The sequence below is a fragment of the Methylobacterium sp. FF17 genome, from assembly GCF_025813715.1.
Lineage (GTDB): Bacteria > Pseudomonadota > Alphaproteobacteria > Rhizobiales > Beijerinckiaceae > Methylobacterium > Methylobacterium flocculans.
Genome location: NZ_CP107532.1, coordinates 1,152,547 through 1,177,865 on the forward strand (window position 1 = coordinate 1,152,547; position 25,319 = coordinate 1,177,865).

Sequence of the window (25,319 nt, forward strand, 5' to 3'; positions counted from 1 at the left end):
ACGCCCACGGTCAAGCCTCGCCGGGACACATGCCTGGGGTTTTCGGTCCCGCCTCCACCCCGGCCATGGAGAGGAGGCGGGCAGCGAAGACCTACTCGGCGGCCGCCGCGAGGTAGCGGGCCGGATCGTAGTTGAGGATCGGGCCGAGCCAGCGCTCGACCTCCCGCAGATCCATCCCCTTGCGGATCGCGTAATCCTCGACCTGATCGCGCTCCACCTTCGCCACGCCGAAGTAATGCGCCTCCGGGTGGGCGATGTAGAGGCCCGAGACCGAGGAGCCCGGCCACATGGCGTAGCTCTCGGTGAGCTTCACGCCGATGCGGGACTCGGCCTTGAGCAGGTCGAACAGCGTGACCTTCTCGGTGTGGTCGGGCTGGGACGGGTAGCCGGGGGCCGGACGGATGCCGGCGTATTCCTCGCGCACGAGGTCCTCCGGCGCATAGGTCTCGTCGGCGGCGTAACCCCAGAATTCCTTGCGCACCCGCTCGTGCATGCGCTCGGCGAGCGCCTCGGCGATGCGGTCGGCGAGCGCCTTGACCAGGATCGAGCGGTAATCGTCGTTGGCCCGCTCGAAGCGCTCGGCGATGCGCACCTCCTCCAGGCCCGCCGTGACCACGAAGCCGCCGACGTAATCGGCGATCCCCGTCTCGGCCGGCGCCACGAAGTCGGACAGGCAGGTGTTGGCGCGCCCGTCCCGCTTCGACAATTGCTGGCGCAGGCCGAAGAAGGTCGCGAGCTTGTCCGAGCGGCTCTCGCCGGTGAAGAGCGCGATGTCGTCGCCGACGCTGTTGGCCGGCCAGAAGCCGATGATCGCCTTCGGGTTGAACCAGCGCTCGTCGACGATCTGCTTCAGCATCTCCTGCGCGTCGTCGAACAGGGCCTTCGCGGCCGCCCCCTGGTTCGGGTCCTCGAAGATCGCGGGATAGCGGCCCTTGAACTCGTAGGTCTGCAGGAACGGCGTCCAGTCGATATAGGGCACGAGGTCGGCGACCTCGTAGGAGGAATAGACCCGCACGCCGGTGAAGCTCGGCTTCTTCGGCTGGTAGCCGGACCAGTCGATCTTGAACGGGTTGGCGCGGGCTTTGGCCAGCGGCAGGCGCTGCTTGTCGAGTTCCGAGCGGGCATGCGCGTCCGAGACCTTTTTGTACTCGGCCCGGATGTTGGCGATGGTGGTGTCCCGCGTCTCCCGCGAGAGCAGGCTCGAGACCACGCCGACGGCGCGGCTCGCATCGGTGACGTAGACGGTCTGGCCCCGGTTGTACGAGGGGTGGATCTTCACGGCGGTGTGGACGCGGCTGGTGGTGGCCCCGCCGATGAGGAGCGGCACGTCGAAGCCCTCGCGCTCCATCTCGGCGGCCACGTGCACCATCTCGTCCAGCGACGGGGTGATGAGGCCGGACAGGCCGACGATGTCGACGTTCTCGCGCTTGGCCACGTCGAGGATCTTGGCCGCCGGCACCATCACGCCGAGATCGATGATCTCGTAGTTGTTGCAGGCGAGCACGACGCCGACGATGTTCTTGCCGATGTCGTGCACATCGCCCTTCACCGTCGCCATCAGGATCTTGCCGGCGGCCTGGCGCTTGCCGTCGCCGCCATTGGCGCGCTTCTCCTCCTCCATGAAGGGTTCGAGATAGGCCACCGCCTGCTTCATCACGCGGGCGGATTTCACCACCTGCGGCAGGAACATCTTGCCCGAGCCGAACAGGTCGCCGACCACGTTCATGCCGGCCATGAGCGGCCCCTCGATGACGTGGAGCGGGCGCTCCACGCCGAGGCGGGCCTCCTCGGTGTCGGCCACGATGTACTCGGTGATGCCGTTGACCAGGGCATGCTCGATGCGCTTGGCCACCGGGGCCTCGCGCCAGGTGAGGTCGGCGGTCTTGGCCTGGGTGGAGGCCCCGCTCTTGAAGCGCGCGGCCGCCTCCAGCAGGCGGTCGGTGGCATCCTCGCGGCGGTTGAGGACGACGTCCTCGCAGAGTTCGCGGAGCTCGGGCGGCAGCTCGTCGTAGATCGCGAGCTGGCCCGCGTTGACGATGCCCATGTCCATGCCGACCTGGATCGCGTGGTACAGGAACACCGCGTGCATGGCCTCGCGCACGGGCTCGTTGCCCCGGAAGGCGAAGCTGAGGTTCGAGATGCCGCCCGAGATGTGGGCGTGGGGCAGGGTCTCGCGGATGGTCTTGGTCGCCTCGATGAAGGCGACGCCGTAGCCGTTATGCTCCTCGATGCCGGTGGCGACCGCGAACACGTTCGGATCGAAGATGATGTCCTCGGGCGGGAAGCCGACCTCCTCGGTCAGCACCCGGTACGCCTTGGCGCAGATCTCGACCTTGCGCTCGTAGCTGTCGGCCTGGCCCTGCTCGTCGAAGGCCATGACCACGATCGCCGCGCCGTAGGAGCGGCACACCCGCGCGTCGGCGATGAACTTCTCGATGCCCTCCTTCATGGAGATGGAGTTCACGATGGCCTTGCCCTGGACGCACTTGAGGCCGGCCTCGATGACGTGGAACTTGGACGAGTCGATCATCACCGGCACGCGGGCGATGTCGGGCTCGGCCGCCACGAGGTTGAGGAACTCGACCATGGCCTTCTCGGAATCGAGCAGGCCCTCGTCCATGTTGATGTCGATGATGCTGGCGCCCGCCGCGACCTGGTCGCGCGCCACGTCCAGCGCCGCCGCGTAGTCGCCCGCCGTGACGAGCTTCCTGAACTTGGCCGAGCCGGTGACGTTGGTGCGCTCGCCGACGTTCACGAAGGGGATCTCCTTCGTCAGCGTGAAGGGCTCGAGGCCCGACAGGCGCATCAGGCGGGGCACCTCAGGGATGGCGCGGGGCTTCACGCCCTCGACAGCCTGCGCGATGGCGCGGATGTGGTCCGGCGTGGTGCCGCAGCAGCCGCCCACCATGTTGACGAGGCCGGCGGTGGCGAACTCGCCCACCAGCTTGCCCATGGCCTCGGGGCTCTCGTCATAGAGGCCGAACTCGTTGGGCAGGCCCGCATTCGGATAGGCACAGACCAGGGTGTCGGCGATGCGCGACAGCTCCGAGATGTGGCCGCGCATCTCCCGGGCGCCCAGCGCGCAGTTGAGGCCGATGGTCAGCGGGCTGGCGTGGCGCAGCGCGTTCCAGAACGCCTCCGGGGTCTGGCCCGACAGGGTGCGGCCGGAGAGATCGGTGATCGTGCCCGAGATCATGATCGGCAGGACCATGCCCCGCTCCTCGAACACCGCCCAGGCGGCGGCGACCGCCGCTTTGGCGTTGAGGGTGTCGAAGATGGTCTCGATCAGGATGAGTTCGGCGCCGCCATCCATCAGGCCGCGCACCTGCTCGATATAAGCCTGCTTGACCTCGTCGAAGGTCACGGCCCGGTAGCCGGGATTGTTCACGTCCGGCGAGATCGAGAGGGTGCGGTTCGTCGGGCCGATGGCGCCGGCCACGAAGCGGCGGCGGCCGTCCTGCGCCTCGGCCAGGGCCGCCGCCTCGCGGGCCAGTCGGGCGCCCTGCGCGTTCAGCTCGTGGATGATCGATTCCATGCCGTAATCGGCCTGGGCGATGGTGGTGCCGGAGAAGGTGTTGGTCTCGCAGACGTCGGCGCCCGCGAGGAAGTAGTCGAGGTGGATCTGCCGGATCGCGTCCGCTTGCGTCAGGATCAGGAGGTCGTTGTTGCCCTTCTGGTCGTGGCCGTGATCGACGAAGCGCTCCCCGCGGAAATCCGCCTCGCCGTAGCCGAGGCGCTGGATCACGGTCCCCATCGCCCCGTCGAGGACGAGGATTTTTTCCGCCGCCCGCTGGCGCAGGGCGGCTTCGATCTCTTTTCCGTCGACGGGGCGCAGGTCGGTCATGTGTGTCTCGGATTCCGTCGCTGATGAGTCCCCTCCCCCTTGCGGGGAGGAGTTAGGGGTTGAAGCGAAGGTGCCGCGCCGTATCCGACACCGCCCCCACCTCCGGCTCCTCCCCGCAAGGGGGGAGGAGAGGTCCCGTGCCCCGGGATGATTGGCTTCAGGCTGCCTTGGCAGCCGCCACCTTCGGCGCCTGGGCCCGCAGGCCGAGCACGTGGCAGATGGCGTAGACGAGGTCGGAGCGGTTCATCGAGTAGAAGTGGAAGTCGTTGACGCCGTGGTCGACGAGGTCGAGCACCTGCTCGGCCGCCACCGCCGCCGCCACGAGGCGCCGGGTCTCGACGTCGTTGTCCAGGCCCTCGAACCGGGCCGCGAGCCAGTACGGAACCGAGGCGCCGGTGCGGCGGGCGAAGTTCGCCGCCTGCTTGAAGTTCTGCACCGGCAGGATGCCGGGGATGATCGGGATGTCGATGCCGGCGGCGCGCACCTTGTCGACGTAGCGCAGATAGATGTCGTTCTCGAAGAAGAACTGGGTGATCGCCTGGTCGGCGCCGGCATCGACCTTGGCCTTCAGGGCATCGATGTCCGCGTCCAGCGAGGAGGCTTCCGGGTGCTTCTCCGGATAGGCCGAGACCGAGACCTTGAAGTCGCCGATGCGCTTGATGCCGGCGACGAGATCGGCGGTCTGGGCATAGCCGCCGGGATGGGGCCGGTAGGCGGTGCCGACGCCGTCCTGCGGGTCGCCGCGCAGGGCCACGATGTGGCGCACGCCGGCATCCCAGTAGGATTGCACGACGGCGTCGATCTCCTCGCGGGTGGCGTCGACGCAGGTGAGGTGGGCGGCCGGCTGGAGGCTCGTCTCCTTCACCATCCGGGCGACGGTGTTGTGCGTGCGCTCGCGGGTGGAGCCGCCGGCGCCGTAGGTCACCGAGACGAATTTCGGCTGGAGCGGCGCGAGGCGCTCGATCGAGGACCAGAGGATCTTCTCCATCTCCTCGGTCTTGGGGGGGAAGAACTCGATGGAGACCCGGATCGGACGGTAGCCGTCGCGGCTGGCGCGATGGTGGGAGGCGGATGGCATCGGGGTCGTCCTCTATGTCGGTCGGTTCAGACGGTCGGCGGAAGGGGTGTTCGAGGTGGCGGCCGCCCTCAGGCGACGGCCCGCTCCTCGTGGCGAAGCGGCGGCCGGGCCTGCGCCTCGGCGGCGTCGGTGGCGAGCCAGAGGGTCACGGTCAGCTGATCCTCCACCTCTCCGGTGGGGGCGAGGTCCCGGACCGTGACGCTCGGCAGGCCCGCATCGGCGAGCCAGCCCGTCACCTGTTCGGGCGCGAAGCCGAGGCGGCGATGCGCCTGGGCTTCGCGCAGGAATTCGAGGTCGTGGGGCGCGAAATCCACCACGAGCAGGCGCCCGCCCGGGGCGACGAGGCGGGCGGCTTCGCGCAGGGCGCGCGCCGGGTCGTCGAGGTAGTGCAGCACCTGATGTACCACGACGAGGTCGAAGGCGCCGCGTCCGAAGGGCGGCGCGTGGATGTCGCCCTGGCGCAGGTCGACCCGCGCGAGGCCCGCGCGCTCAAGGTTCGCCCGCGCCACGGACAGCATGGCGTGGCTCGAATCGAGACCGACCGCCCGCGCGGCCCGGGCGGCGAGCAGCCCGAGCATGCGCCCGGTGCCGGTGCCGAGGTCGACGAGGTTCTGGATCGGCCGGTCGCCGAGGGCGTCGAGCACCGCCGCCTCGACGGTGGCCTCCGGCACGTGCAGCGAGCGCAGGTGGTCCCATTTCGGCGCGAGGCGCGCGAAGAACGCCTGGGCCGCCTCGGCCCGCTGGCCCCGCACCGCGCCGAGGCGGGCGAGATCCTCGGAGAGCGGCGGCCGCGCGGCGTCGAGCCCGGCGATCAGCGGCTGGACGAGGGCGGCGCGCTCCTCCACGAGGCGGAAGAAGGCCCAGGCCCCCTCGCGGTGCCGCTCCACCAGACCGGCCTCGACCAGCAGCTTGAGGTGGCGCGAGATGCGCGGCTGCGACTGCCCCAGGATGTCCGTGAGGTCCGAGACCGACAATTCCCCGGCGGCCAGCAGCGCGAGGACGCGCAGGCGCGTCTCCTCGGCCGCCGCGCGCAGGATGGCGAGGGCGTCGGTGAACGGCAGGGTCGACGTGAAGGCAGGGCCCGCGTGAGACATAAAGATATCTTTATGTGAAAACACCGTCCCTGACAAGCGCCTCTCGCACGGCTCCCGGTGGGATCGTGGCGGATCCTCGGAGCTGCCGACGTCGACAGCCCTGGCGCGCGGGGCCTCGGGCCCATGCTGAGCGCGCGGACGTCGACGGTCCGCGATCAGCCGCGCGGCGGGTTCCAGAGCCAGGCCGCGCCCCGGACCCCCGAGGCGTCGCCGTGGCGGCTCGGGAGGATCGGCGTGTCGAAGCCGTCCGAGAAGACGTGCGGCGCGATCGCATCGGGCAGGCCCGCGAGGATCTCGGGCACACGGGAGAGCCCGCCGCCGATGACGATGACGTCCGGGTCGATGAGGTTGACCACGTGGGCGATGCCCCGCCCGAGCCGGTCGCGGTAACGGGCGAGCGTCGCCCCGGCCGCGTCGTCCCCGGCCCGCAGGGCGGCGATCACCCCCTCCCCGACCAGGGCGCCCCCGCCGTGCCGGGCGTGGTCGGCGGCGAGCGCGGGGCCCGAGAGCCAGGTCTCCAGGCAGCCGTGGCGCCCGCAATAGCAGGCGGGGCCGGGGCGCTCGTCGTCGCGGGGGCGGGGCAGCGGGTTGTGGCCCCATTCTCCGGCGATGCGCCCGCGCCCCGACAGCGCCCGGCCCTGGATCGCGATCCCGGAGCCGACGCCGGTGCCGAGGATGATGGCCCAGACGAGGCCGAGCCCGGCCCCCGCGCCGTCGACCGCCTCGGAGACCGCGAGGCAATTGGCGTCGTTCTCCACCCGAACGAGGCGGCCGAGCGCACGCTCCATATCCGCGGCGAAGGGGCGTCCGTTCAGCCAGACCGAGTTGGCGTTCATGACGCGGCCGCTGCGGGGCGAGACGGCCCCGGGCATCCCGACGCCCACCGTGCCGGGCGCCCCGGCCTCGGCCTCCAGGGCCGCGACGAGGCCCGCGATGGCCCCGAGCGTCCCGTCGTAATCACCGCGTGGGGTCGCGACGCGGCGCTCCCCCCGCGTCGCCCCGGTTTCGTCGAGGGCGATCCCGGCGATCTTGGTGCCGCCGAGATCGATGCCGATGCGCAGGGGACCGGTCAGCGCGGACCCCTCAGCGCGCCGGGGCCGGGATCGGCGCCGCCGCGCTCGACGGGGTCGTCGTGTCCATGTTCGGCGCGTGATCCGAGATGTCGGTGCCGATGGAGACCGGATGCGCCATGACCTGGTTCAGCTTCTCCTGGTCGAGCTCGCCCTCCCAGCGGCTGACCACGACGGTGGCGACGCCGTTGCCGATCAGGTTGGTGATGGCGCGGCACTCCGACATGAACTTGTCGACGCCGAGGATCAGGGTCATGGCCGCAACGGGGACCGGGTTGTTGGGGATCGCCGAGAGCGTGGCCGCGAGCGTGATGAACCCGGCGCCGGTGACGCCGGAGGCGCCCTTCGAAGTCAGCATCGCGACCAGGATGATGGTGGCGTACTGGGCGAACGAGAGGTCCGCTCCCACCGCCTGCGCCAGGAACAGCGAGGCCAGCGTCATGTAGATGTTGGTGCCGTCGAGGTTGAACGAGTAGCCCGTCGGGATCACGAGGCCGACCACGGAGTCGGAGGCGCCGAGCCGGCGCATCTTCGTCATCATGTGCGGCAGCACCGTCTCGGAGGAGGAGGTGCCGAGCACGATGAGGAGCTCGTCCTTGATGTAGGCCAGGAACTTGAAGATCGAGAAGCCGGCGACGCGGGCGATGCCGCCGAGCACCAGGACCACGAACAGGAAGGCGGTGACGTAGAAGGTGCCCACCAGCCAGGCGAGGTCGACCACCTTGCCGATGCCGTATTGGCCGATGGTGAAGGCCATGGCGCCGAAGGCGCCGATGGGCGCGAGCTTCACCACGAGGCCGATGATGCGGAAGAAGACCTGGCCCGCCGTGTCGATGGCGTGGGTGATGGCCTGGCCGCGCTCGCCCATGCCGGTGACGACGACGCCGGTGAGGATCGAGATCAGCAGCACCTGCAGCAGGTCGCCGGTGGCGAAGGCGTCGAAGAAGCTCTTCGGGATCAGCGCCATGATGTGGCCGGTCACCGAATCGTCGGCCGCCATCTTGGCGTACTTCTCCACCGCCTTGGCGTCGAGCTTGGTCACGTCGGCGTTGAAGCCGGCGCCCGGCTTGACCACCTCGCCCACGAGGACGCCGATGAGGAGCGCGATGGTGGAGACCACCTCGAAGTAGATCAGCGCCTTCAGGCCGACGCGGCCGACCTTCTTCAGGTCGCCGATCGAGGCGATGCCGTGCACGATGGTACAGAAGATGATCGGCGCGATCATCATCTTGATCAGTGCGATGAAGGCGTCGCCGAGCCACTTGACCGACTTGCCCCATTCCGGGTGCAGGTAGCCGAGCAGGATGCCGAGCGCGATGGCGATCAGCACCTGGATGTAGAGCACCTTGTACCAGGCTTCCTTCTGGGGAGGAGCGGAGGGCGCATGAACCGCTCCGTGTGTCGTTGCCTGAGCCATGATGCCTCCCGCCGCGCTCTGCGCGTCCCGTCGATTGTTAATCCCGACGCTAGCCACTTTATTCTCATGGCTCAATCGCGCGCGCCCGCCACCGGTGACAAACGGCGGGGCGTCCCACCCCCTCCGCGCGGAAGGCGGCGGCGCGTCGGCGCGGGGTCGGGCGGGGGTTCAGACGGCAAGGGCGTGGGCAGGCGGGCCGATGCCGGCCGATGCCGGCGCGACCGCGTCGCGGGAAACGCGCGATCCCCCGATGCCGGGGGCCCGCCCCGGCAGGGGTTCGTCAGGCGGGCTCCGCAGCTCGACGCCGGGAGCGCCCTCCGGTCCGGAGGGCGACGGCGCTCAGGTCTGCTGGGTGCGCCGGGGGCGGACGGTCCAGCGCTCGAACTCGGCCGCGATGTCCTCCTCGCCCCGGGAGGGGCCCTGGGGCTGCGGGTTGCCCAGCGCCTGGGACAGGCTCTCGATGACGTCGTCGATCCGGGAATCGATGGGCTGGCCCGCATCCGGGGCCGGCTCGGACTCCGCGGCCGCGGCATGCGCGGGCTCCGGGTGCGGCTCCGCCGGCACGGCTTCGGCGGGCGGGGTTTCGACTGGCGGGGTTTCGGCGTGCTGGGCTTCGGCGGGCGCGCTCGCTTCCGCCGGGGCGGGCGCGGTGGCCCCGGCCACCACCGGAGCGGCGACGGCGGCGCCCCCGGCCACGCGGCGCAGGGCCTTCATCATCCCGTCGCCGTCGCCGGTCTTGGCGGTGCCGCCGAAGCGGCCGAAGCCGAAGCGCGGCTCCACGAGGTCGAGGACCGCCTCGAGGGCGGCGTTGCTCAGAGCGATCTCGCCGGGCTGGGGCGGGCCCTGCAGGGCGACGGCGTGCCGGTCATAGGCGGCATCGCCCGTGACCTCGGGTCCGAACCAGGCCGGCACCGGGAAGGCGCCCGCCTCGTCGGGGCCCTCGAAGGCGACGCTGACGAGGTCGAGCTCGCCCGGCACCACGTAGCGGTCGACCAGGGCCTCCCGCCCGCCGCCGAGGGCGAGGCTGGTCCGGTCATAGGCGGCCTTGCCCGAGCACACATCCATGAGCGCGTCGCCATGGGCGCGCGGCACGTCGGTGCGCTCCTCGCTCGTGGCGCCGTCCGGCGCGGAGGTGACGAGGACGAGGTGGCAGGTCTGGCCGTCCACCCGCACGTAGGAGACGCGCCCGGCCTGGGGCGCGAAGTAGCCCTCGCTGATCCGGGCGGCCCCCCGCTCCTTGCGGACGAGGCGGACCAGGGACGGGGCCACGAGAAACCGGCGTACGAGGCTCATCGACATTCTCCGCGCGAGGGCAGGTCGTCCGGGCATGCGGAGCCGGGCGGACCCTGAGGTCAGGACCGCCGACCTCCCGCAAGGCGAGGCGGACCGCCGGCTCTTCGAGGTGGCGTCACGGACCGGAGAGGACGAACCGACCCGTCAAGCCATTGACAAAGGTTATCTTCTGCGCTCGCCCCAAGCGTTGCGAGGCAGAAGGTCAATAATACGTCGTTCCGGACTAAGCAAAACCGCGGCGAAATCAAGACCATCGCGCCCGCACGGGCCGGATCATCCCCATCCCAATGTGCCGCCCCCGTCGATCAGGCGTTCGGCTCGAACCGCAGCGCGATGCCGTTCATGCAGTAGCGCAGGCCGGTGGGCGCGGGGCCGTCGTCGAAGACGTGGCCGAGATGGCCCTTGCAGCGGGCGCAATGGGCCTCCGTGCGGGTCATCCAGTGGCTGCGGTCCACCTGGGTCTCCACGGCGCCGTCGATCGGATCGAAGAAGCTCGGCCAGCCGGTGCCGGATTCGAACTTGGTGCCGTTCACGAAGAGCGGCGCGTCGCAACCGGCGCAGTGGAAGGTGCCGGCCCGCTTCTCGGCGTTGAGGCAGCTCGTGCCCGCCCGCTCGGTGCCGTGCTCGCGCAGCACCCGGTACTGCTCCGGGGTGAGGAGGGCGCGCCACTCCGCCTCGGTGCGGGCCGCGATCGCGTCGTCGGCGGGGGCGTGAGGGGTTGAGGATTGGCTCATGGGGCACGGATTCCAGGCGGGGTGGCGGGTTCGTGAAACGCTTCCCCCCACATAGGTGCCCGGCCCCCGAAAGGGGAGCCCGCCGTCAGGCCACGGCCCCGAGAGTGTCGGCCATGCGGGCGCGGCGGGCGCCCATCGGCCGCTCCGGCCCGGTGGTGGTGTCGCGGGCGGTCTGGTGCTCCATCTCGGCGTTGATCTCGCCCCCGAGCAGGACGATCGTCACGGAGATCCAGATCCAGGTCATGAAGCCGATCGCGGCGCCGAGCGAGCCGTAGGTCTCGTTGTAGTTGCCGAAGCTCGAGACGTACCAGGAGAACAGGATCGAGGCGACGAGCCAGAGCAGGCCCGCCACCGCGCCGCCGATGCCCACCCAGCGCCAGCGCGGACGCTCGCGGCTCGGACCGTAGCGGTAGAGCAGCGACAGGCCGCCGAGCAGCACCACGAGGAGCGCCGGCCAGCGCAGGAGGGCGATCAGCCAGGCCGTGTCGCTCAGCCCCACGAATTTGAACACCACCGGCAGCACCACGATGCCGGTGAGCGCCAGGATGATGAAGCCCAGCGCCCCGATGGTGAAGGTGAGCGCGCGCAGGTTCAGCATGACGAAGGAGCGCTTCTCCTCCTCCTCGTAGACGACGTTGAGGGCGTCGAACATCGCCTTCATGGCGGCGTTGGCGCTCCAGAGCGAGAGCACGAGGCTGGTGAAGAAGGTCAGCCCCAGGGTGCCGTTGCCCTTGGCGGCGATGCGCTTGACCTGATCGCCGATGATCTCGATGGCGCCGGACGGCAGCACGCCCTGCATGCTGGCCAGGTGCTCGTTGATGGAGTTCACATCCGCCACGAGGCCGTAGCAGGAGACGAGCGCGGCCACTGCCGGGAACAGCGATAGCAGGGAGTAGAAGGTCACGCCCGCCGCGACCGAGAGCACCCGGTCCTGGTTGAACTCGAGGTAGACCCGGTAGAGGATGTCCTTCCAGCCCGAGGCGGTGATCTCGGTCGGCGAGCGCGCGGCGCGGCCCCGCGCCACCTGCGTCGCCGCCACGTGCTCGGCCGCCGCCCCCGTATGCGAGCGCGCGCCCTCCCCCGCGTCCGGTCCGGAGACCCGGACCGGGGGGCGGGAGCCGCCCGTCCGTCGCGGCCCCGCCGCCAGCACGATCAGCGTGGTTCCGAGCAGCAGCGTCCAGAGGACCGGGCTCGCCGCTTCGCCGGCGCGCGCGGGGTTGGGGCGGGGTGAGGCGGGCATGGCAGGACCGGAAGGAAGCTGGACGGCGTGGGGCCGCGCGATGTTTCAGCGCATGGCATCAACGTCACGCAGGCTTGACCGTTCCGGAGCGCGCAGCCGCATCCGACCGGTCCCGGCGGAGCCAGACGCCCCATCGGGCCGCAGGTCGAACTGGGGACGAACCCGAGTCATCAGGATCTCCCCGCAAAGTCTCCCGACCGGGTTCGAAGGTTCCTTCCGACGCCGGGCGTCCCTCCGTGCCGCCGTCTTGTTCCCAGACCTGCGCGTGCGCACCGATCCCGCTCAAGACGTCTTGAACAATCGCCGATAGCCGCCCCGACAATCTTATCGGAATCGTCTTCAGTCGATCAGATACACGCGATGAATTTAGAACAATCTTTCACGCGCACGACAAGAATACACAACAGAGACGCGGCCAACTGAATAAAGATTTTTTCAACACTCTCAATCACTGACTGTCTCGATGGTGGCCGAGACTACGGCCGATGCACTGTCGCGCCGTAGGAGTTGAGAGCATGAAAATCGTCAATGGAGCCAGCGTTCTGGCCAAGATCGCCGTCCCCCTCGTGACCCTGGGTATCCTGACGATCGGGCTCATCCTCTACGCGCGGATCAAGCTGGAGACCGTCGCGGACCAGACGCGGAACGTGGTCGAAGTCCTCAGCGTGCGCCAGGAGGCGTATCTCAGGCTTCAGATGAACATCTCCGAGGCCGGCCTGATGTCGCGGAACATCGTCCTGGAAACGGGGCCGGCCGAGATGGCGCGGTACAGAGTTTGTATCAGACCGCCTCCTAGAGAGCCTATGAATCGGTCGACAAGCTGAGCACGCTGGCCGGGACGGTCGAGCGCCGCAAGATCGCCGACGAGGTGCGTGTGTTGGCGGATGGCTACTTCGCGGCGCTGAACCGCGGCATCGAGCAGGGGCTTCGAAACAACAATGTCGTCGCGACCGAGATCATCCTGCGGGAAGCCCCGCCCGCCCGCGCCAAGTTGAACGCCCTGGTGGATGCGCGCACGCGCGCCATCGCGGAGCAGATGCAGGCCGGGAAGCAGTCCCTCCAGGCGGAGGTGTCCGGCACGATCGAGCGCCTGATCGCGTTCACGGTGATCGGGCTCGGTCTCGCCGCCATCCTGTGCGGGAGCATCGTCGTGTTCGGGATCACCCGGCCGCTCGCCCGCCTCGTGGCGGTCCTGCGCCGGATGGCGGAGGGCGAGGTCAACGCCGACATCGCGGAAGCCCGGCGCGGCGACGAGATCGGCGCGGTCGGCAAGGCCGTGGACGGCATCAAGGCCATGGTCGCCCGCAAGGCCGCCGAGGAGGCCGAGGTCCGGCGGATCGCCGACACGGCCGCCGTGGCGGAGCGCCGCCGCACCATGATCGAACTGGCCGACAGCTTCGAGGGTGCCGTCGGGGGCATCATCGGCATGGTCTCCTCCTCGTCGACCGAGCTGCAGGCGACGGCGCAGACCATGACCGCGACCGCCACCCAGACCGCCTCGCAATCCACCACCGTGGCGGCGGCCGCCGAGGAGGCTGCGACCAACGTCCAGACCGTCGCGGCGGCCGCCGAGGAACTCGGCTCCTCCGTGCAGGAGATCGGCCGTCAGGTCGCGAACTCGGCCCATCTCGCGCAGTCCGCCGTCACCGAGTCGGACACCACCTCGGCCTTGATCCAGGATCTCAGCGCTGCCGTGAGCCGGATCGGCGACGTGGTCAGCCTGATCTCGACGATCGCCAGTCAGACCAACCTGCTGGCCCTGAACGCCACGATCGAGGCGGCCCGGGCCGGCGAAGCGGGTCGCGGGTTCGCGGTGGTCGCCGCCGAGGTGAAGGAACTCGCCAACCAGACCGCCCGGGCCACCGAGGAGATCAGCGGACAGATCGGGCATATCCAGGGGGCGACCGGCCAGGCGGTCGCGGCGATCGGTTCGATCACGACACGGATCCGCGACATCAACACGGTGGCGGCGGCGATCGCGGCGGCGGTCGAGCAGCAGGGCGCGGCGACGCAGGAGATCGTGCGCAACGTCGCCCAGGCGTCCGCGGGCACGAACGAGGTGACGGGCAACATCACGGGCGTCGCGCAGGCGGCCGAGGAGACGGGCGCGGCCGCGAGCCAGGTGCTCGGCGCCGCCGGCGAGCTCTCGCGTCAGTCGGAGCACCTCAGCGCCGAGGTGCAGCGCTTCCTCGGCACCGTCCGGGCGGCGTAGCGGGCGGGCCGCCGGGCGTCGGAGACGAGGCCCGGCGGCGCGAAGCCGCCGGACGCCTCAGGCCCGCCCGGCGGCGTAGAGCCCCGCATGGGTGTCCCGCAGGAGGTTCTTCTGAACCTTGCCCATGGCGTTGCGGGGCAATTCCTCCACGAAGAGCACCCGCTTGGGGCACTTGTAGCGGGCGAGGCGCGCCTCCAGGGTCCGCAGGATCGTGGCCTCGTCGGGAACGCCGGCGCCGCCCACGACCACGGCCGTGACGCCCTCGCCGAAATCCGGATGGGCGATCCCGATCACGGCGGATTCGACCACGCCCGGCAGCGCGTCGATCTCGTTCTCGACCTCCTTCGGGTAGACGTTGTAGCCCCCCGTGATGATGAGGTCCTTGCCGCGCCCGACGATGTGGACGTAGCCCTGGGCGTCGATCTTGCCGAGATCCCCGGTGATGAAGAAGCCGTCGGCCTTGAACTCGGCGGCCGTCTTCTCCGGCATCCGCCAGTAGCCCTGGAACACGTTCGGGCCCTTCACCTCCACCATCCCCACGGCGTCGGTGCCGAGGGCGGCGCCGGTCTCGGGGTCGACCACCCGCACGCTGACCCCGGGCAGCGCCGGCCCGACCGTGCCCGCCACCCGCGCCCCCGCATAGGGGTTGGAGGTGTTCATGTTGGTCTCGGTCATGCCGTAGCGTTCGAGGATGGCGTGGCCGGTGCGGGCCTCCCAGTCGCGGTGCGTCTCGGCGAGGAGCGGCGCGGAGCCCGAGACGAACAGGCGGATGCCGGCGGCGACCTCGCGCGTCAGGCCCGGCTCCCTCAGGAGGCGGGTGTAGAAGGTCGGCACGCCCATCATCGCGGTGGCGCGCGGCATCAGGGCCAGCACCCGGGCGGGCTCGAAGCGGGGCAGGAACAGCATCGTGGCGCCGGTGGCGAGCACCGTGTTGGTGGCCACGAACAGGCCGTGGGTGTGGAACACCGGCAGGGCGTGGATGAGCACGTCGTCGGCGGTGAAGCGCCAGGACTCGACGAGGGTGCGGGCGTTCGAGGCGAGGTTCTCGTGGCTGAGCATGGCGCCCTTCGAGCGCCCGGTGGTGCCCGAGGTGTAGAGGATGGCCGCGAGGTCCTCAGGGCCCCGCGCCACGTCGGCGAAGGCCTGCGCGGCGGCGGTGGCGGCCTCCGCCAGGGTGCCGCGCCCCTCGGCGTCGAGGGTGTGCACGAGGGCCACGCCCGCGCCCTCGGCCACGGGCTCCAGCAGCGCGCGCCTGCCCGGATCGCAGACGAACACGGCCGGCTCGGCATCCCCGAGGAAATAGGCGACCTCGGGGGCGGTGTAGGCGGTGTTGAGCGGCAGGAAGACCGCGCCGGCCCGCACCGCGCCGAGGTAGAGGAACAGCACCTCCGGGCTCTTCTCGACCTGCACCGCGACCCGGTCCCCGGGCGTCACTCCCGCCGCCACCAGGGCCGCCGCGTAGGCGCCCGAGCGCACGATGAGGTCGGCGTAGGTGTAGCGCGCGCCGTCCGCCGTCTCCAGGAAGAGCTTGGCGGCCGGGTCGGCGGGCAGGTTGGCGCGGACGAGATCGAAGAGGTGATTGGACATGATCGGACGGGATACGCTTTCGAACTTCGGGTAGAGGGGCGCGGCGGCCGGGGTGCCGTCAGGCTTCGGCCAGGGCCACCGCGCGCATCGGCGGCAGGTTGGTGCGCAGTTCGCGGCTCACCGCGCCGGAGGCGGCGACGGTGCCGAGATTGGCATAGGTCTCGTGGTTCTTCTCGATGGCGGACAGGTCGTAGAGGTAGTTGACCATCAGCCCGCGCGACTGGGCGAGCCCCTTGCCCGAGACGTCGCCGAGGAAGTTCAGGCGCTCCAGACGGGCGCCGTTGCCGAGGTGGAAGCGGGCCACCGGATCGAGGGGCCGTCCGCGCTCGTTCTTGGCGCGCAGGAAATAGGCCGCCGCCGCCGGGATCATCGCCTTGCGCACGGCCTCGCACCGGGCCTTGTCGGCGTGCCAGTCCGGCTCGTCGATGGCGCGCAGCGCCTCGACATCCTCGCGGGTCAATCCCTGCGGCGCGTCGGAGCGGCGCTCGCGGTCGAGCCAGGCCGAGAAGCCTGGCACCGGCGAGAGGGTGACGAAGGTCTTCAGGCTCGGGATCTCGCGGGCGAGATCCTCCACCACCTGCTTGATCAGGAAGTTGCCGAAGGTGACGCCGGCCAGGCCCTTCTGGCAGTTCGAGATCGAGTAGAAGATCGCCGTGGTGGCGGCCTTCAGGGGCAGCGGCTGGCGCTCGTGGGCCAGGATCGGCGCGATGGCCGGGGCGATGCCGTCGGTGAGCGCCACCTCCACGAAGATCAGCGGCTCGTCCACCAGGGCGGGGTGGAAGAAGGCGAAGCAGCGCCGGTCGGTGGGTTCGATGCGCCGGCGCAGGTCGTCCCAGCCCGTGATCGCGTGCACCGCCTCGTAGCGGATGATCTTCTCGAGGATATGGGCCGGCGTCGTCCAGTCGATGTGGCGCAGCACCAGGAAGCCCCGGTTGAACCAGGAGGCGAACAGGTGCTCGAAATCGCTGTCCAGGCTGTCGGCGGCGTCGATGAGGTCGGGGTCGGCCTCCTCGCGGCGCAGGTCCCGGCGCAGGGTGAACAGGTCCTCGCGCATCCGCACTAGGGCGCGGGTGCCGTCGCGGGCGAGGTTCAGGCGGCGGATGAGTTCCTGGCTGCGCGGCTCGGCGGCGTCGTGGAGCGCGCTCAGGGCCGCCCGGGTCGGGTCGGCCCGGTAGGCCGCGATGGCCTCGTCCACGGCGGCATGGTCGGCGGAGAACTCGGTGGCCACGAGGCGCAGGAAGCCGCCGCGCTCGGCCGGGCCGAGGGTGGCGTAGCGTTCGAGGATCAGGCGGGCCAGGGCGACGCCGGAGGCCTCGCCGCGCCGGGAGATCAGGTCCTCGCAGAGCTTGACGAGTTCCGGCGCGGTGGCACGGGCGCCGAGTTCGCCCCGCCCGATCCCGATGAGGTCCCGGCCCCGGTCGCTGATGGTCTGGAGCAGATCGCCGAAGAAAGAGATCGCCGCCATGTCACGCCGCCTGACCCTTCACTGACGCCCGGCTCGGGCGGACCCAAACCCTCCGCCCGGCTCGGGCGAATCCAAACGCCGCGCATGCGCGCCCGGCTGGGCCATTCGTTGGCTTGGCCGTCACTTTAGGGCGGGAGCGCCCTGAGGGCCAGAGCCGGAACCGAAGAGCCGAACCGCCGGGTCGCGGGAAAGGGATCAGCCCGGCTCGCTGGTTGGGGTGAAAGGGGTCAGCTCGGCTCGCCGGGCCGCACGAAAGGGATCAGCCCAATTCGCCGGGCCCGGACGCGATCTCGGCCCGGTCCGCCCGTTCGCGCCAATCCTCGACGCCGTGCAGGCGGGCGAAGCGCAGTTCGGCCGCGCGCAGCGCCCGCATGGGGTCGCGGGCGCGGGTGATGTCCACCGACCCGACCGTGAACGGGACGCCGAGGATCTGCTTGGCAAAGTTGACGCGATAGGTCGCCATCCGAAACTCCCTGGCCGATGCGGCGGGCTTCGCGCAGGAGGGCCCGTCACGCCCCGCGAATCCGGCGACTCATCGGTGCCGGCCGCGATCAAAGCGCAGAATGCGAAGAATTCCAAGCACCGTCGCTGTGAAAGCCGGCCAACTCCGTAGTCGCCGCTAACACGCGGTATATGGCGACCTTGAAATCGCTCGCAATGGCCGCCGCGACGACATGCCCGCACGGGTCGAGCCAAGACAAACCTCGCCCCTGAGCAAGATGAGCACGGCAATCGACGGGCCGGGAACGCCGGTGCGGCGTCCTGCCCGGCCATCGCGAAGGTCGTATCCGGGTTGCCGAAGCCGCCGCACGCGCTTAACCGACCGGGTCATGCCGTCCAGTCCCTCCTATTCTCTCGCGGCGCCCGCGCCGCAGACGTGCGAGCTCCCTCCGATGACCGTCGCATCCGATCCGGAATTCCTTCCGTCCCCGCGTCCCGCCCCGGCGGGCCGCCGCGCATGAGCGGCGTGGACGGGACGGCCGCCCCGGCGCACGGCTTCACCCCCAGGGCGCGCTTCGGCCTCACCCTGATCGCGGGCGGCGCGGTCGCCAACATCTACTACAACCAGCCCCTGCTGGCGCTGCTGGTGGGCGAGTTCGGCGAGCGGGCGGCGCTCTGGGTGCCGACTGCCTCCCTCATCGGCTACGGCCTCGGCATCCTCGGCCTGGTGCCGCTCGGCGACAGCCTGTCCCGCCGCAGCCTGATCATCGGCCAGACCCTGGGTCTCGCGGTGGCGCTCCTGGCGGCGGCGCTGAGCCCGACGCTGACGACGCTGGTGCTCGCCAGCCTCGTCATCGGCGTCCTGGCCTCGGCGGCGCAGCAGGCGGTGCCCTTCGCCGCCGAACTCGCGCCCGATGCCAGCCGGGGCAGCATGGTCGGCCAGGTCATGACCGGGCTCCTCACCGGCATCCTGCTGGCGCGGACGGCCAGCGGCCTCGTCGGCGCGCAGTACGGCTGGCGCGCCGTGTTCTTCGCCGCCAGCGCCGTGGCGGTCGGCATGGCGGCCGTCGCCGCCGCCACCCTACCGGGCCCGGCGCAGACGCGGCCCCTGCGCTACCGCGCGCTGATGCTGTCGATCCTCCACCTCGTTCGCACGCAGCCCGCCCTGCGCCGCGCCAGCCTCTCGCAGGGCCTGCTGTTCGGCAGCTTCAACGCCTTCTGGGCGACCCTCGCGCTGCTGGTGGAGGCGCCGCCCTTCGACCTCACCGCCGCCGGCGCCGGGCTCTTCGGGGTGATCGGCGTCGCGGGCGCCTGCGTCGCGCCGCTGTCCGGGCGCTTCACCGACCGCCACGGCGCCCGCCCGATGGTGGTGATCGGCGCCGGGCTGGTGGTCGCCTCCTTCGCGGTGCTCTGGATCGGCGGCACCTGGTCCCTGGTGGCGGTGGGTCTCGGCGTCCTGCTCATCGATATCGGGCTGAACGCCGCCCTCATCGCCAACCAGACCCGGGTCTACGCCCTGGTGCCGAGCGCGCGGGGGCGGATCAACACGGTGCTGTTCACGGTGATGTTCGTGTTCGGGGCGCTCGGGGCCTTCGCGGGTTCGCAGGCCTTCCTGGTCGCGGGCTGGTCCGGGGTCTGCGCGGTGGGCATCGCGCTCGCGGGCGCGGGCTTCCTCGTCAACGTGCTGGAGCCCCGCGCGGCCTGACGCCCCTCACTTCAGGACGCGCGACAGGCGGCACCATTCGCCCCGGTCCGCCGGCAGGCCGAAGCGCAGGCGCCGGGGTGCGTCCGAAAAGCGGCGGACATAGATCCCGGCCCCGCCGAGGCGCGCGAACAGGTCCGGCCCGTCCGGGAAATCGGCGGTGCGGAACAGGCGGGTGCCGCCGACCACCGCGCCGCCGGCCCGGACGATCATCCGGTCGAGGCGCGCGGCGTCCCGCCCCCGCGCGGCGACGGCCGATCGGCGCCAGGCGTCGTCCGAGAGGGCGGCGCGGCCGATCGCCAGGGCCGGGCCGGACACCGCCCAGGGCCCCAGCGCCCGCGCGATCGCGGCGACGAGACCGGGCTCGCCGAGGGCGAAGCCGAGCCGGATGCCCGCGAGCCCGTAGGTCTTGCCGAAGGAGCGCAGGACCACGAGGCCGGGGCGCGGGCTGCCGGCCAGCGTCGCGACGGGTTCGAGGTCGGCGAAGGCCTCGTCCACCACGAGGAGCCCGCCCCGCCCCGCGAGTTCGGCGGCGAGCGCCAGCAGGGTCGCGGCCTCCCAGCTCCGCCCGTCCGGGTTGTTGGGGTTCACCACCACGGCGACATCGGCGCCCCCGATCCGGGCCATCTCCGGCACGGTCTCGACGGCGTGGCCCGCGCGGGCCCAGGCCGCCGCGTGCTCGGCATAGGTCGGCCCCAGCACGGCGACGCGGCCCGGCGGCCTCAGGCGCGGCAGGGTCTCGATCAGGATCTGGGTTCCGGGCGCCGCCGCGATGCCGTCCGGGTCGGGCGCGCCGTAGGCCCCGGCCGCCGCCCGCCGCAGCGCCGCGAGGTCGGCCGCCGAGGGCAGGCGACGCAAGGCGCTGGCCTCCAGGGCCGGACACGGATAGGGCACCGGGTTGATCCCCGTGGAGAGATCGACCCAGGGCTCGGGCGCCCCGGGGAACAGGCGCCGCGCGGCATCGAGGTCGCCCCCGTGGTCGATGGCCCCGCCCGTCGCCGGTTCCCCCGGGCCCCGCGCCCTCACCGAGACGTCATGTATCAAGACGCCATGTACCGAGACGTCATGCCCTGGACCGCCCTCACCCATCCGCCCGATACGCTCATCGTCCTGGTGCTGGCCCTCGCCGCAGAGGCGGCGGCCGGCTATCCGGACCGGCTCTACAGGGCGCTCGGCCACCCTGTCACCTGGATCGGCGCGCTGACCGGCGGGCTCGACCGGCGCCTGAACCGGGGGAACGACGCGCAGCGCCGGATCGCCGGGCTCCTCGGCCTCGGGATCCTGCTCGCTTGCGTCGGCGGCGTCGCCCTGGCGCTCACCGCGCTCGCGGGCGCGGCCGGGGCGGTCCCGGCCCTCGGCCTCCTCGCCCTGCTCTGCGCCAGCCTGCCGGCCCAGCGCAGCCTGCACGACCACGTCGCCCGCGTCGCCACGGACCTGCGCCGCGACGGGCTGGCGGGCGGACGGATCGCGGTCTCGATGATCGTCGGGCGCGACCCCGAGAGCCTGGACGAGGCCGGGATCTGCCGCGCCGCCATCGAGAGCCTCTCCGAGAACTTCTCCGACGGGATCGTGGCGCCGGCCTTCTGGATCGGGGCCGGCGGGCTGCCCGGCGGCGCGCTCTACAAGGCGATCAACACCGCCGACAGCATGATCGGCCACCGCACGCCGCGCCACGAAGCCTATGGCTGGGCCGCCGCCCGCCTCGACGACCTTGTGAACCTGCCGGCCTCGCGGCTGACCGCCCTCCTCCTCGTGGCGGCCGCCGCGCTCCATCGCGGGGCCTCGCCCGGGGCGGCGTGGCGGGCGGTCCGGCGCGATGCGCGCCACCACCGCTCGCCCAATGCGGGCTGGCCGGAGGCCGCCATAGCCGGGGCGCTGGGCCTGCGGCTCGCCGGTCCGCGCGTCTATGGCGCCACCCGCGTCGCGGATGGCTGGATGGGCGACGGCCGCGCCGAGGCGACGCCCGCCGACGTGGAGCGGGCGCTGGCGCTCTACCGGACGGCCTGCGCGCTCCTGTTCGGCCTCGCCCTCGCGCTCCTGGCCCTCCTCACCCTGGTGTTCGCATGATCCCGGTTCGCATGATCCGTCTTCCCCTGCTCGCCGCCCTCGGAGGCGCCCTCTCGGCCGCGAGCCCGGGATGGGCCGAGGCCCCGGGGCCCGGCCCGACCCCCTACGCCCTGGCCCGGGATTTCGACGGGGAGACCGAGGACGGCGCGATACGCCCGGCCTACGACATCAGCGGCGCGGCCTGCCGGCCGGCCGGGCCGGACGGCACCCGGACCTGCATCGCGGTGAACGACGAGAATTCCGGCGCGCAGGTCTTCCGCCTCGCCGGCACCACGGTCTCGCCCGGCCCCACCGCCTTCGACCAGGGCCGGGCACCCTCGCCCGAGACGCGGGGCACGGCCCCTCGGGCCTGGTCCTGCAGCGGCGGCAAGGGCGGGTTCAACCAACTCGACGGGGAGGCCGTGGCCTATGCCGAACCCTACTTCTACGTCACCGGCTCGCACGGCTGCACGCGCGGCAAGCGCAAGTACAAGCGCTCGTCGATGATCCTGACGCGCCTGCGGCTGGATGCGGCCGGAACGGCCTCGGAGATCGTGAGCACCTACCGGCTGACCGACGCGCTGAACGCGGCCGCGCCGGTGCGGGACGTCGTCCTGCGCGACCTCGAATTCGACCGCAACGACCCGCCCCCCGCCGGCACGCCCCAGCCGAACGGCCTCAACGTCGAGGGCCTCGCGGTGGTGGGCGCGCGGCTCTATGCGGGCCTGCGGGCCCCGAGCCGGGACGGCATCGCCTACCTCGTCTCGGTGCCGGTGGAGCCGCTGTTCGCGCCGGGCGAGGCGCCCCTGCGGGCCGAGATCGAGGCGATCCCCCTGCGGGTCGGGACCGATGCGGGCATCCGCGATCTGGCGGCCCTGGAGGACGGCCGCCTCCTCGTGCTCGCCGGGCCGGCCCGCAACGGGCTCTCCGCCCCCTACACCCTGTCCATCGCCGAACTGCCCTCGGGCCGGCTGACCCCGGTCGGAACCCTGGAGCCGGTGCGCGGCCAGGACGAGGACGGCAAGACGGTCAGCGGCAAGCCCGAGGCCATCGTCCGGCTCGGGCCGGGCCGCGTGCTGGTGCTGTTCGACAGCCTGCGCAACGGCGCGCCGCACGAATACGCGCTGCCGATCCCGTAGGGCCCAAGCGCTCGGGCCGGCATGCCGTCAGGCCACTCGGCGGTCAGGCCACTCGGCGGTCAGGCTACTCGGCGGTCAGGCCACTCGGCGGTCAGGCCACCTTCAGGCCGGGGGCGACCGCGCCGCGGCGGGCGGCGTCCCGGCGCAGCGCCGAGAGCACCACGAACATCAGGCTCGCGCCGAGCCCGAGGCAGGCGGCCAGGAAGTACATGGGCGCGAGGTTGCTGCCGGTCTGGTCGCGGATGAACGGCACGGCGTTCTGCGCGATGAAGCCGCCGAGGTTGCCCACCGCGTTGATGGCCGCGATGCCGGCGGCCGCGCTCGCGCCCGTCAGGAAGGTCGCGGGCAGGGACCAGAACACGGGCTGGGCCGAGAAGACGCCGGCCGCCGCCACGCAGAGGCAGGCGAATTTCAGCGCCGCCCCGGGCAGCACCACGCTGAGCACCAGGGCGAGCGCCGCGACGAGGCCCGGCACCACCACGTGCCAGACCTGATCGCCCGAGCGCGCCGCCCGCCGGGGCACCCACCAGAGCGCGAACGCGGTGATCAGCCACGGGATGACGTTGATGAAGCCGTTGAGCGTGTTCGAGACCTCGAAGCTCCGCACCACCGTGGGAAGCCAGTAGCTCAGCCCGTAGGCCGCCAGCGGAAACGCGATGTAGACGGAGGCCAGCATCCAGACGCGCCGGTCGAGGAGCGCCGCGAAGGGGTTGGCGTGCTCCACCTGCCCGCCCGCCGCGCGCTCGGCGGCCAGCGTCCGGCTCAGCCAGTCGCGCCCCTCCGGGCTGAGCCAGGGCGCCTGCTCGGGCCCGTCCGGCAGGATGCGCAGCACCACGACCGCCAGCGCCAGGGCGGGCAGGCCGGTGGCCACGAACACCCATTGCCAGCCCTTGAGGCCGAGCAGCCCGTCGAGGTCGAGGAGCGCCCCGCCGATGGCGGCCCCGACCGCGTTGGCGAGCGCGCTCGCGATCATGAACCAGCCGATCATCCGGGCCCGGTGCGATTGCGGGAACCACAGGGTCAGCGCGAACAGCACGCCGGGGAAGAAGCCGGCCTCCGCCACCCCGAGGAGGAAGCGCAGGGCGTAGAACATCGTCGTGTTCTGGGTGAAGCCGAGCAGGATGGTGATGACACCCCAGGTCAGCATGATCCGGGCGAACCAGCGCCGGGCCCCGACCCGCTCCAGGATCACGTTGCTCGGCACCTCGAACAGGAAGTAGCCGAGGAAGAACAGCGACGCCCCGAGGCCGTAGACGCTCTCGCTGAGGCCGAGGTCCCCCACCATCTGCAGCTTGGCGTAGGAGATGTTCTGCCGGTCGATATAGGCGATCAGGTACATCAGCCCGAGGAGCGGCATCAGCCGCAGGGTCACGGTGCGGATGGTGGCGTGCGCGAGCGGCGCATCCACGGGGGCCGGGGGCGTCGTCATCGGGGGCTTCCTCGCGGGGCCCGTTCGGCGCGGGCCTTTCGCGACGACCCTAAGCCCAGGGCGGCCTACAACGCCAGCGCGAGCAGGCGCTCGCAATCCACGTGCGCTTCGAGGTGTTCGGCCAGGCGGTCCAGCACCGCCTCGATGCCGGCCTCGTAGGCGAGCCCGCTCGGGGCGGCCCCGAGGCGGGCGAGCCAGGCGCCCCGCTGCCGGTCGTCGGCGAACAGGCCGTGCACGTAGGTGCCGGTGACGAGGCCGTCCGCCGAGACCGCGCCGTCGCGGCGCCCGTCGCGCAGCCGGAGCGCGGGACGGTCCGTGTCGGGGCCGGTGGTGTTGCCCACATGCATCTCGTAGCCGGAGAACGGCACCGCGTCGGGCAGGCTGGTGCCGGTGACGGCGGCGAGGTGCTTGAGCGGCGTCATCACGGTCTCGATGTCGAGGAGGCCGAGGCCCGGCACGGAGCGCGGCGCCCCCTCGATGCCGTGCGGATCGTCGATGCGCCGCCCCAGCATCTGGTAGCCGCCGCAGAGCCCGAGCACCCGCCCGCCCCGGCGGACATGGGCGCGGATGTCGATGTCCCAGCCCTGCGCGACGAGGAAGTCGAGGTCGTCGATGGTGGTCTTCGAGCCCGGCAGCAGCACGAGGTCGGCCACCGGGATCGCTTCGCCGGAGCGCACCAGCACCACCGCCAGGTCGGGCTCGGCCCGGAGCGGGTCGAGGTCGTCGAAATTGGCGATGCGCGGCAGCACGGGCACCGCCACGACCCGGCGCCGCCCCGCCCCGGCGCCCGAGCCCACGAGCCCGAGCACGTCCTCGGCCGGCAGCCGGGCGGCATCGGGAAAGTGCGGGATCAGGCCGAGGGCGGGCCAGCCGGTGGCGTCCGCGATGGTGGCCATGCCGTCGGCGAACAGGCTCGGGTCGCCCCGGAAGCGGTTGACCAGGAACCCCCGGATCATCGCGGCGTCCTCCGCCGCGATCACCGCCTTGGTGCCGACGAGGCTGGCGATGACGCCGCCCCGGTCGATGTCGCCGAGCAGCACCACCGGCGTGTTCGCGGCGCGGGCGAATCCCATGTTGGCGATGTCGCCGGCCCGCAGGTTGACCTCGGAGGCCGAGCCCGCGCCCTCCACGATCACGAGGTCGGCCTCGGCCTTCAGGTGCGAAAAGCTCTCCAGCACCGAGGCGAGGAGGCGCGGCTTCCAGGCCTGGTAGTCCCGCGCCCTGGCGGTGCCGACCATGCGGCCCTGGACCACGACCTGGCTCCCGGTCTCGCTCTGGGGCTTCAGCAGCACCGGGTTCATGTGCACGGAGGGCGCGATTCCGGCCGCTCGCGCCTGCAGCGCCTGCGCCCGCCCGATCTCGCCGCCCTCCGCCGTGACGGCGGCGTTGTTCGACATGTTCTGCGGCTTGAACGGCCGCACCGCGAGGCCGCGCCGGGCGAAGACCCGGCAGAGCCCGGCGACGATCAGCGACTTGCCGACATCCGAGCCGGTGCCCTGGATCATGATGGCGCGGGTCATGCGGCGGG

The 25,319-nt window shown here is 71.6% G+C and carries 17 protein-coding genes and 1 pseudogene; 4 read left to right on the forward strand and 14 right to left on the reverse strand.

Going from position 1 to position 25,319, the window contains the following annotated elements:
- Positions 1-91 precede the first annotated feature (91 nt).
- The 8 genes from metH to OF380_RS05300 form a co-directional block, all read right to left on the reverse strand.
- Entirely contained in the window at positions 92-3,844 is a 3,753-nt protein-coding gene (gene metH, locus OF380_RS05265; RefSeq protein WP_264049717.1) for a methionine synthase, read from the reverse strand.
- Positions 3,845-4,001: 157 nt separating this feature from the next.
- Positions 4,002-4,922: a methylenetetrahydrofolate reductase [NAD(P)H] gene (gene metF, locus OF380_RS05270; RefSeq protein ID WP_264049718.1), complete on the reverse strand. Its 921-nt coding sequence runs from the start codon at positions 4,920-4,922 to the stop codon at positions 4,002-4,004.
- 68 nt (positions 4,923-4,990) lie between these two features.
- Positions 4,991-6,016, reverse strand: coding sequence for an ArsR/SmtB family transcription factor (locus OF380_RS05275; RefSeq protein WP_264049719.1), 1,026 nt, complete (start codon positions 6,014-6,016; stop codon positions 4,991-4,993).
- A gap of 155 nt (positions 6,017-6,171) precedes the next feature.
- On the reverse strand, positions 6,172-7,077 hold the full coding sequence (locus OF380_RS05280; RefSeq protein ID WP_264051204.1) for an ROK family protein: 906 nt from the start codon (positions 7,075-7,077) through the stop codon (positions 6,172-6,174).
- A gap of 22 nt (positions 7,078-7,099) precedes the next feature.
- Positions 7,100-8,503 carry a dicarboxylate/amino acid:cation symporter gene (locus OF380_RS05285; protein WP_264049720.1) on the reverse strand — a complete coding sequence of 468 codons (1,404 nt, stop codon included), beginning with the start codon at positions 8,501-8,503 and terminating at the stop codon, positions 7,100-7,102.
- 339 nt (positions 8,504-8,842) lie between these two features.
- Positions 8,843-9,796, reverse strand: coding sequence for a CYTH domain-containing protein (locus tag OF380_RS05290; protein WP_264049721.1), 954 nt, complete (start codon positions 9,794-9,796; stop codon positions 8,843-8,845).
- A gap of 305 nt (positions 9,797-10,101) precedes the next feature.
- Entirely contained in the window at positions 10,102-10,530 is a 429-nt protein-coding gene (gene msrB, locus OF380_RS05295; RefSeq protein ID WP_264049722.1) for a peptide-methionine (R)-S-oxide reductase MsrB, read from the reverse strand.
- An 85-nt stretch (positions 10,531-10,615) separates the two neighbouring features.
- Complete coding sequence (locus tag OF380_RS05300; RefSeq protein ID WP_264049723.1) at positions 10,616-11,770, reverse strand: YihY/virulence factor BrkB family protein; 1,155 nt, start codon at positions 11,768-11,770, stop codon at positions 10,616-10,618.
- A 515-nt stretch (positions 11,771-12,285) separates the two neighbouring features.
- Between OF380_RS05300 and OF380_RS05305 the strand changes: the two are divergent.
- A pseudogene (locus OF380_RS05305) lies at positions 12,286-13,982 on the forward strand (methyl-accepting chemotaxis protein).
- A 57-nt stretch (positions 13,983-14,039) separates the two neighbouring features.
- Here the strand turns inward: OF380_RS05305 and OF380_RS05310 are convergent.
- The 3 genes from OF380_RS05310 to OF380_RS05320 all read right to left on the reverse strand — a co-directional run bounded on the left by OF380_RS05310 (position 14,040) and on the right by OF380_RS05320 (position 17,497).
- Positions 14,040-15,569: a malonate--CoA ligase gene (locus tag OF380_RS05310; protein ID WP_264049724.1), complete on the reverse strand. Its 1,530-nt coding sequence runs from the start codon at positions 15,567-15,569 to the stop codon at positions 14,040-14,042.
- Positions 15,570-15,627: 58 nt separating this feature from the next.
- Positions 15,628-17,034, reverse strand: coding sequence for a malonyl-CoA decarboxylase (locus tag OF380_RS05315; RefSeq protein ID WP_264049725.1), 1,407 nt, complete (start codon positions 17,032-17,034; stop codon positions 15,628-15,630).
- Between the two features lie 259 nt (positions 17,035-17,293).
- The gene (locus OF380_RS05320) at positions 17,294-17,497 is read right to left on the reverse strand and encodes a hypothetical protein (protein WP_264049726.1); all 204 of its coding nucleotides are present in this window, start codon (positions 17,495-17,497) and stop codon (positions 17,294-17,296) included.
- Between the two features lie 495 nt (positions 17,498-17,992).
- Between OF380_RS05320 and OF380_RS05325 the strand changes: the two genes are divergently transcribed.
- Complete coding sequence (locus OF380_RS05325) at positions 17,993-19,180, forward strand: MFS transporter (RefSeq protein ID WP_264049727.1); 1,188 nt, start codon at positions 17,993-17,995, stop codon at positions 19,178-19,180.
- Positions 19,181-19,186: 6 nt separating this feature from the next.
- On the opposite strand, the gene cobD is transcribed toward OF380_RS05325, so the two are convergent.
- Positions 19,187-20,203: a threonine-phosphate decarboxylase CobD gene (gene cobD / locus OF380_RS05330; protein WP_264049728.1), complete on the reverse strand. Its 1,017-nt coding sequence runs from the start codon at positions 20,201-20,203 to the stop codon at positions 19,187-19,189.
- Positions 20,204-20,242: 39 nt separating this feature from the next.
- Here cobD and cbiB point away from each other — a divergent pair, with 39 nt between their 5' ends.
- Together cbiB and OF380_RS05340 are read left to right on the forward strand one after the other, a co-directional pair.
- Positions 20,243-21,244, forward strand: a complete 1,002-nt coding sequence (gene cbiB / locus OF380_RS05335) for an adenosylcobinamide-phosphate synthase CbiB (protein ID WP_264051205.1) — start codon at positions 20,243-20,245, stop codon at positions 21,242-21,244.
- An 11-nt stretch (positions 21,245-21,255) separates the two neighbouring features.
- A complete protein-coding gene (locus OF380_RS05340) occupies positions 21,256-22,362 on the forward strand; it encodes a DUF3616 domain-containing protein (protein ID WP_264049729.1) in 1,107 nt (368 codons plus the stop codon).
- A gap of 91 nt (positions 22,363-22,453) precedes the next feature.
- Here OF380_RS05340 and OF380_RS05345 read toward each other — a convergent pair whose 3' ends face one another.
- Both OF380_RS05345 and OF380_RS05350 read right to left on the reverse strand, forming a co-directional pair.
- Entirely contained in the window at positions 22,454-23,791 is a 1,338-nt protein-coding gene (locus tag OF380_RS05345; RefSeq protein WP_264049730.1) for an MFS transporter, read from the reverse strand.
- A gap of 65 nt (positions 23,792-23,856) precedes the next feature.
- A complete protein-coding gene (locus OF380_RS05350) occupies positions 23,857-25,311 on the reverse strand; it encodes a cobyric acid synthase (protein WP_264049731.1) in 1,455 nt (484 codons plus the stop codon).
- Positions 25,312-25,319: the final 8 nt, after the last annotated feature.

What these genes read in the sequence shown, in the direction of transcription:
- metH (WP_264049717.1), bottom strand. Translation starts at nt 3,844, where the DNA reads ATGACCGACCTGCGCCCCGTCGACGGAAAAGAGATCGAAGCCGCCCTG.
- metF (WP_264049718.1), bottom strand. Translation starts at nt 4,922, where the DNA reads ATGCCATCCGCCTCCCACCATCGCGCCAGCCGCGACGGCTACCGTCCG.
- OF380_RS05275 (WP_264049719.1), bottom strand. Translation starts at nt 6,016, where the DNA reads ATGTCTCACGCGGGCCCTGCCTTCACGTCGACCCTGCCGTTCACCGAC.
- OF380_RS05285 (WP_264049720.1), bottom strand. Translation starts at nt 8,503, where the DNA reads ATGGCTCAGGCAACGACACACGGAGCGGTTCATGCGCCCTCCGCTCCT.
- OF380_RS05290 (WP_264049721.1), bottom strand. Translation starts at nt 9,796, where the DNA reads ATGAGCCTCGTACGCCGGTTTCTCGTGGCCCCGTCCCTGGTCCGCCTC.
- msrB (WP_264049722.1), bottom strand. Translation starts at nt 10,530, where the DNA reads ATGAGCCAATCCTCAACCCCTCACGCCCCCGCCGACGACGCGATCGCG.
- OF380_RS05300 (WP_264049723.1), bottom strand. Translation starts at nt 11,770, where the DNA reads ATGCCCGCCTCACCCCGCCCCAACCCCGCGCGCGCCGGCGAAGCGGCG.
- OF380_RS05310 (WP_264049724.1), bottom strand. Translation starts at nt 15,569, where the DNA reads ATGTCCAATCACCTCTTCGATCTCGTCCGCGCCAACCTGCCCGCCGAC.
- OF380_RS05315 (WP_264049725.1), bottom strand. Translation starts at nt 17,034, where the DNA reads ATGGCGGCGATCTCTTTCTTCGGCGATCTGCTCCAGACCATCAGCGAC.
- OF380_RS05320 (WP_264049726.1), bottom strand. Translation starts at nt 17,497, where the DNA reads ATGGCGACCTATCGCGTCAACTTTGCCAAGCAGATCCTCGGCGTCCCG.
- OF380_RS05325 (WP_264049727.1), top strand. Translation starts at nt 17,993, where the DNA reads ATGAGCGGCGTGGACGGGACGGCCGCCCCGGCGCACGGCTTCACCCCC.
- cbiB (WP_264051205.1), top strand. Translation starts at nt 20,243, where the DNA reads ATGCCCTGGACCGCCCTCACCCATCCGCCCGATACGCTCATCGTCCTG.
- OF380_RS05340 (WP_264049729.1), top strand. Translation starts at nt 21,256, where the DNA reads ATGATCCGTCTTCCCCTGCTCGCCGCCCTCGGAGGCGCCCTCTCGGCC.
- OF380_RS05345 (WP_264049730.1), bottom strand. Translation starts at nt 23,791, where the DNA reads ATGACGACGCCCCCGGCCCCCGTGGATGCGCCGCTCGCGCACGCCACC.
- OF380_RS05350 (WP_264049731.1), bottom strand. Translation starts at nt 25,311, where the DNA reads ATGACCCGCGCCATCATGATCCAGGGCACCGGCTCGGATGTCGGCAAG.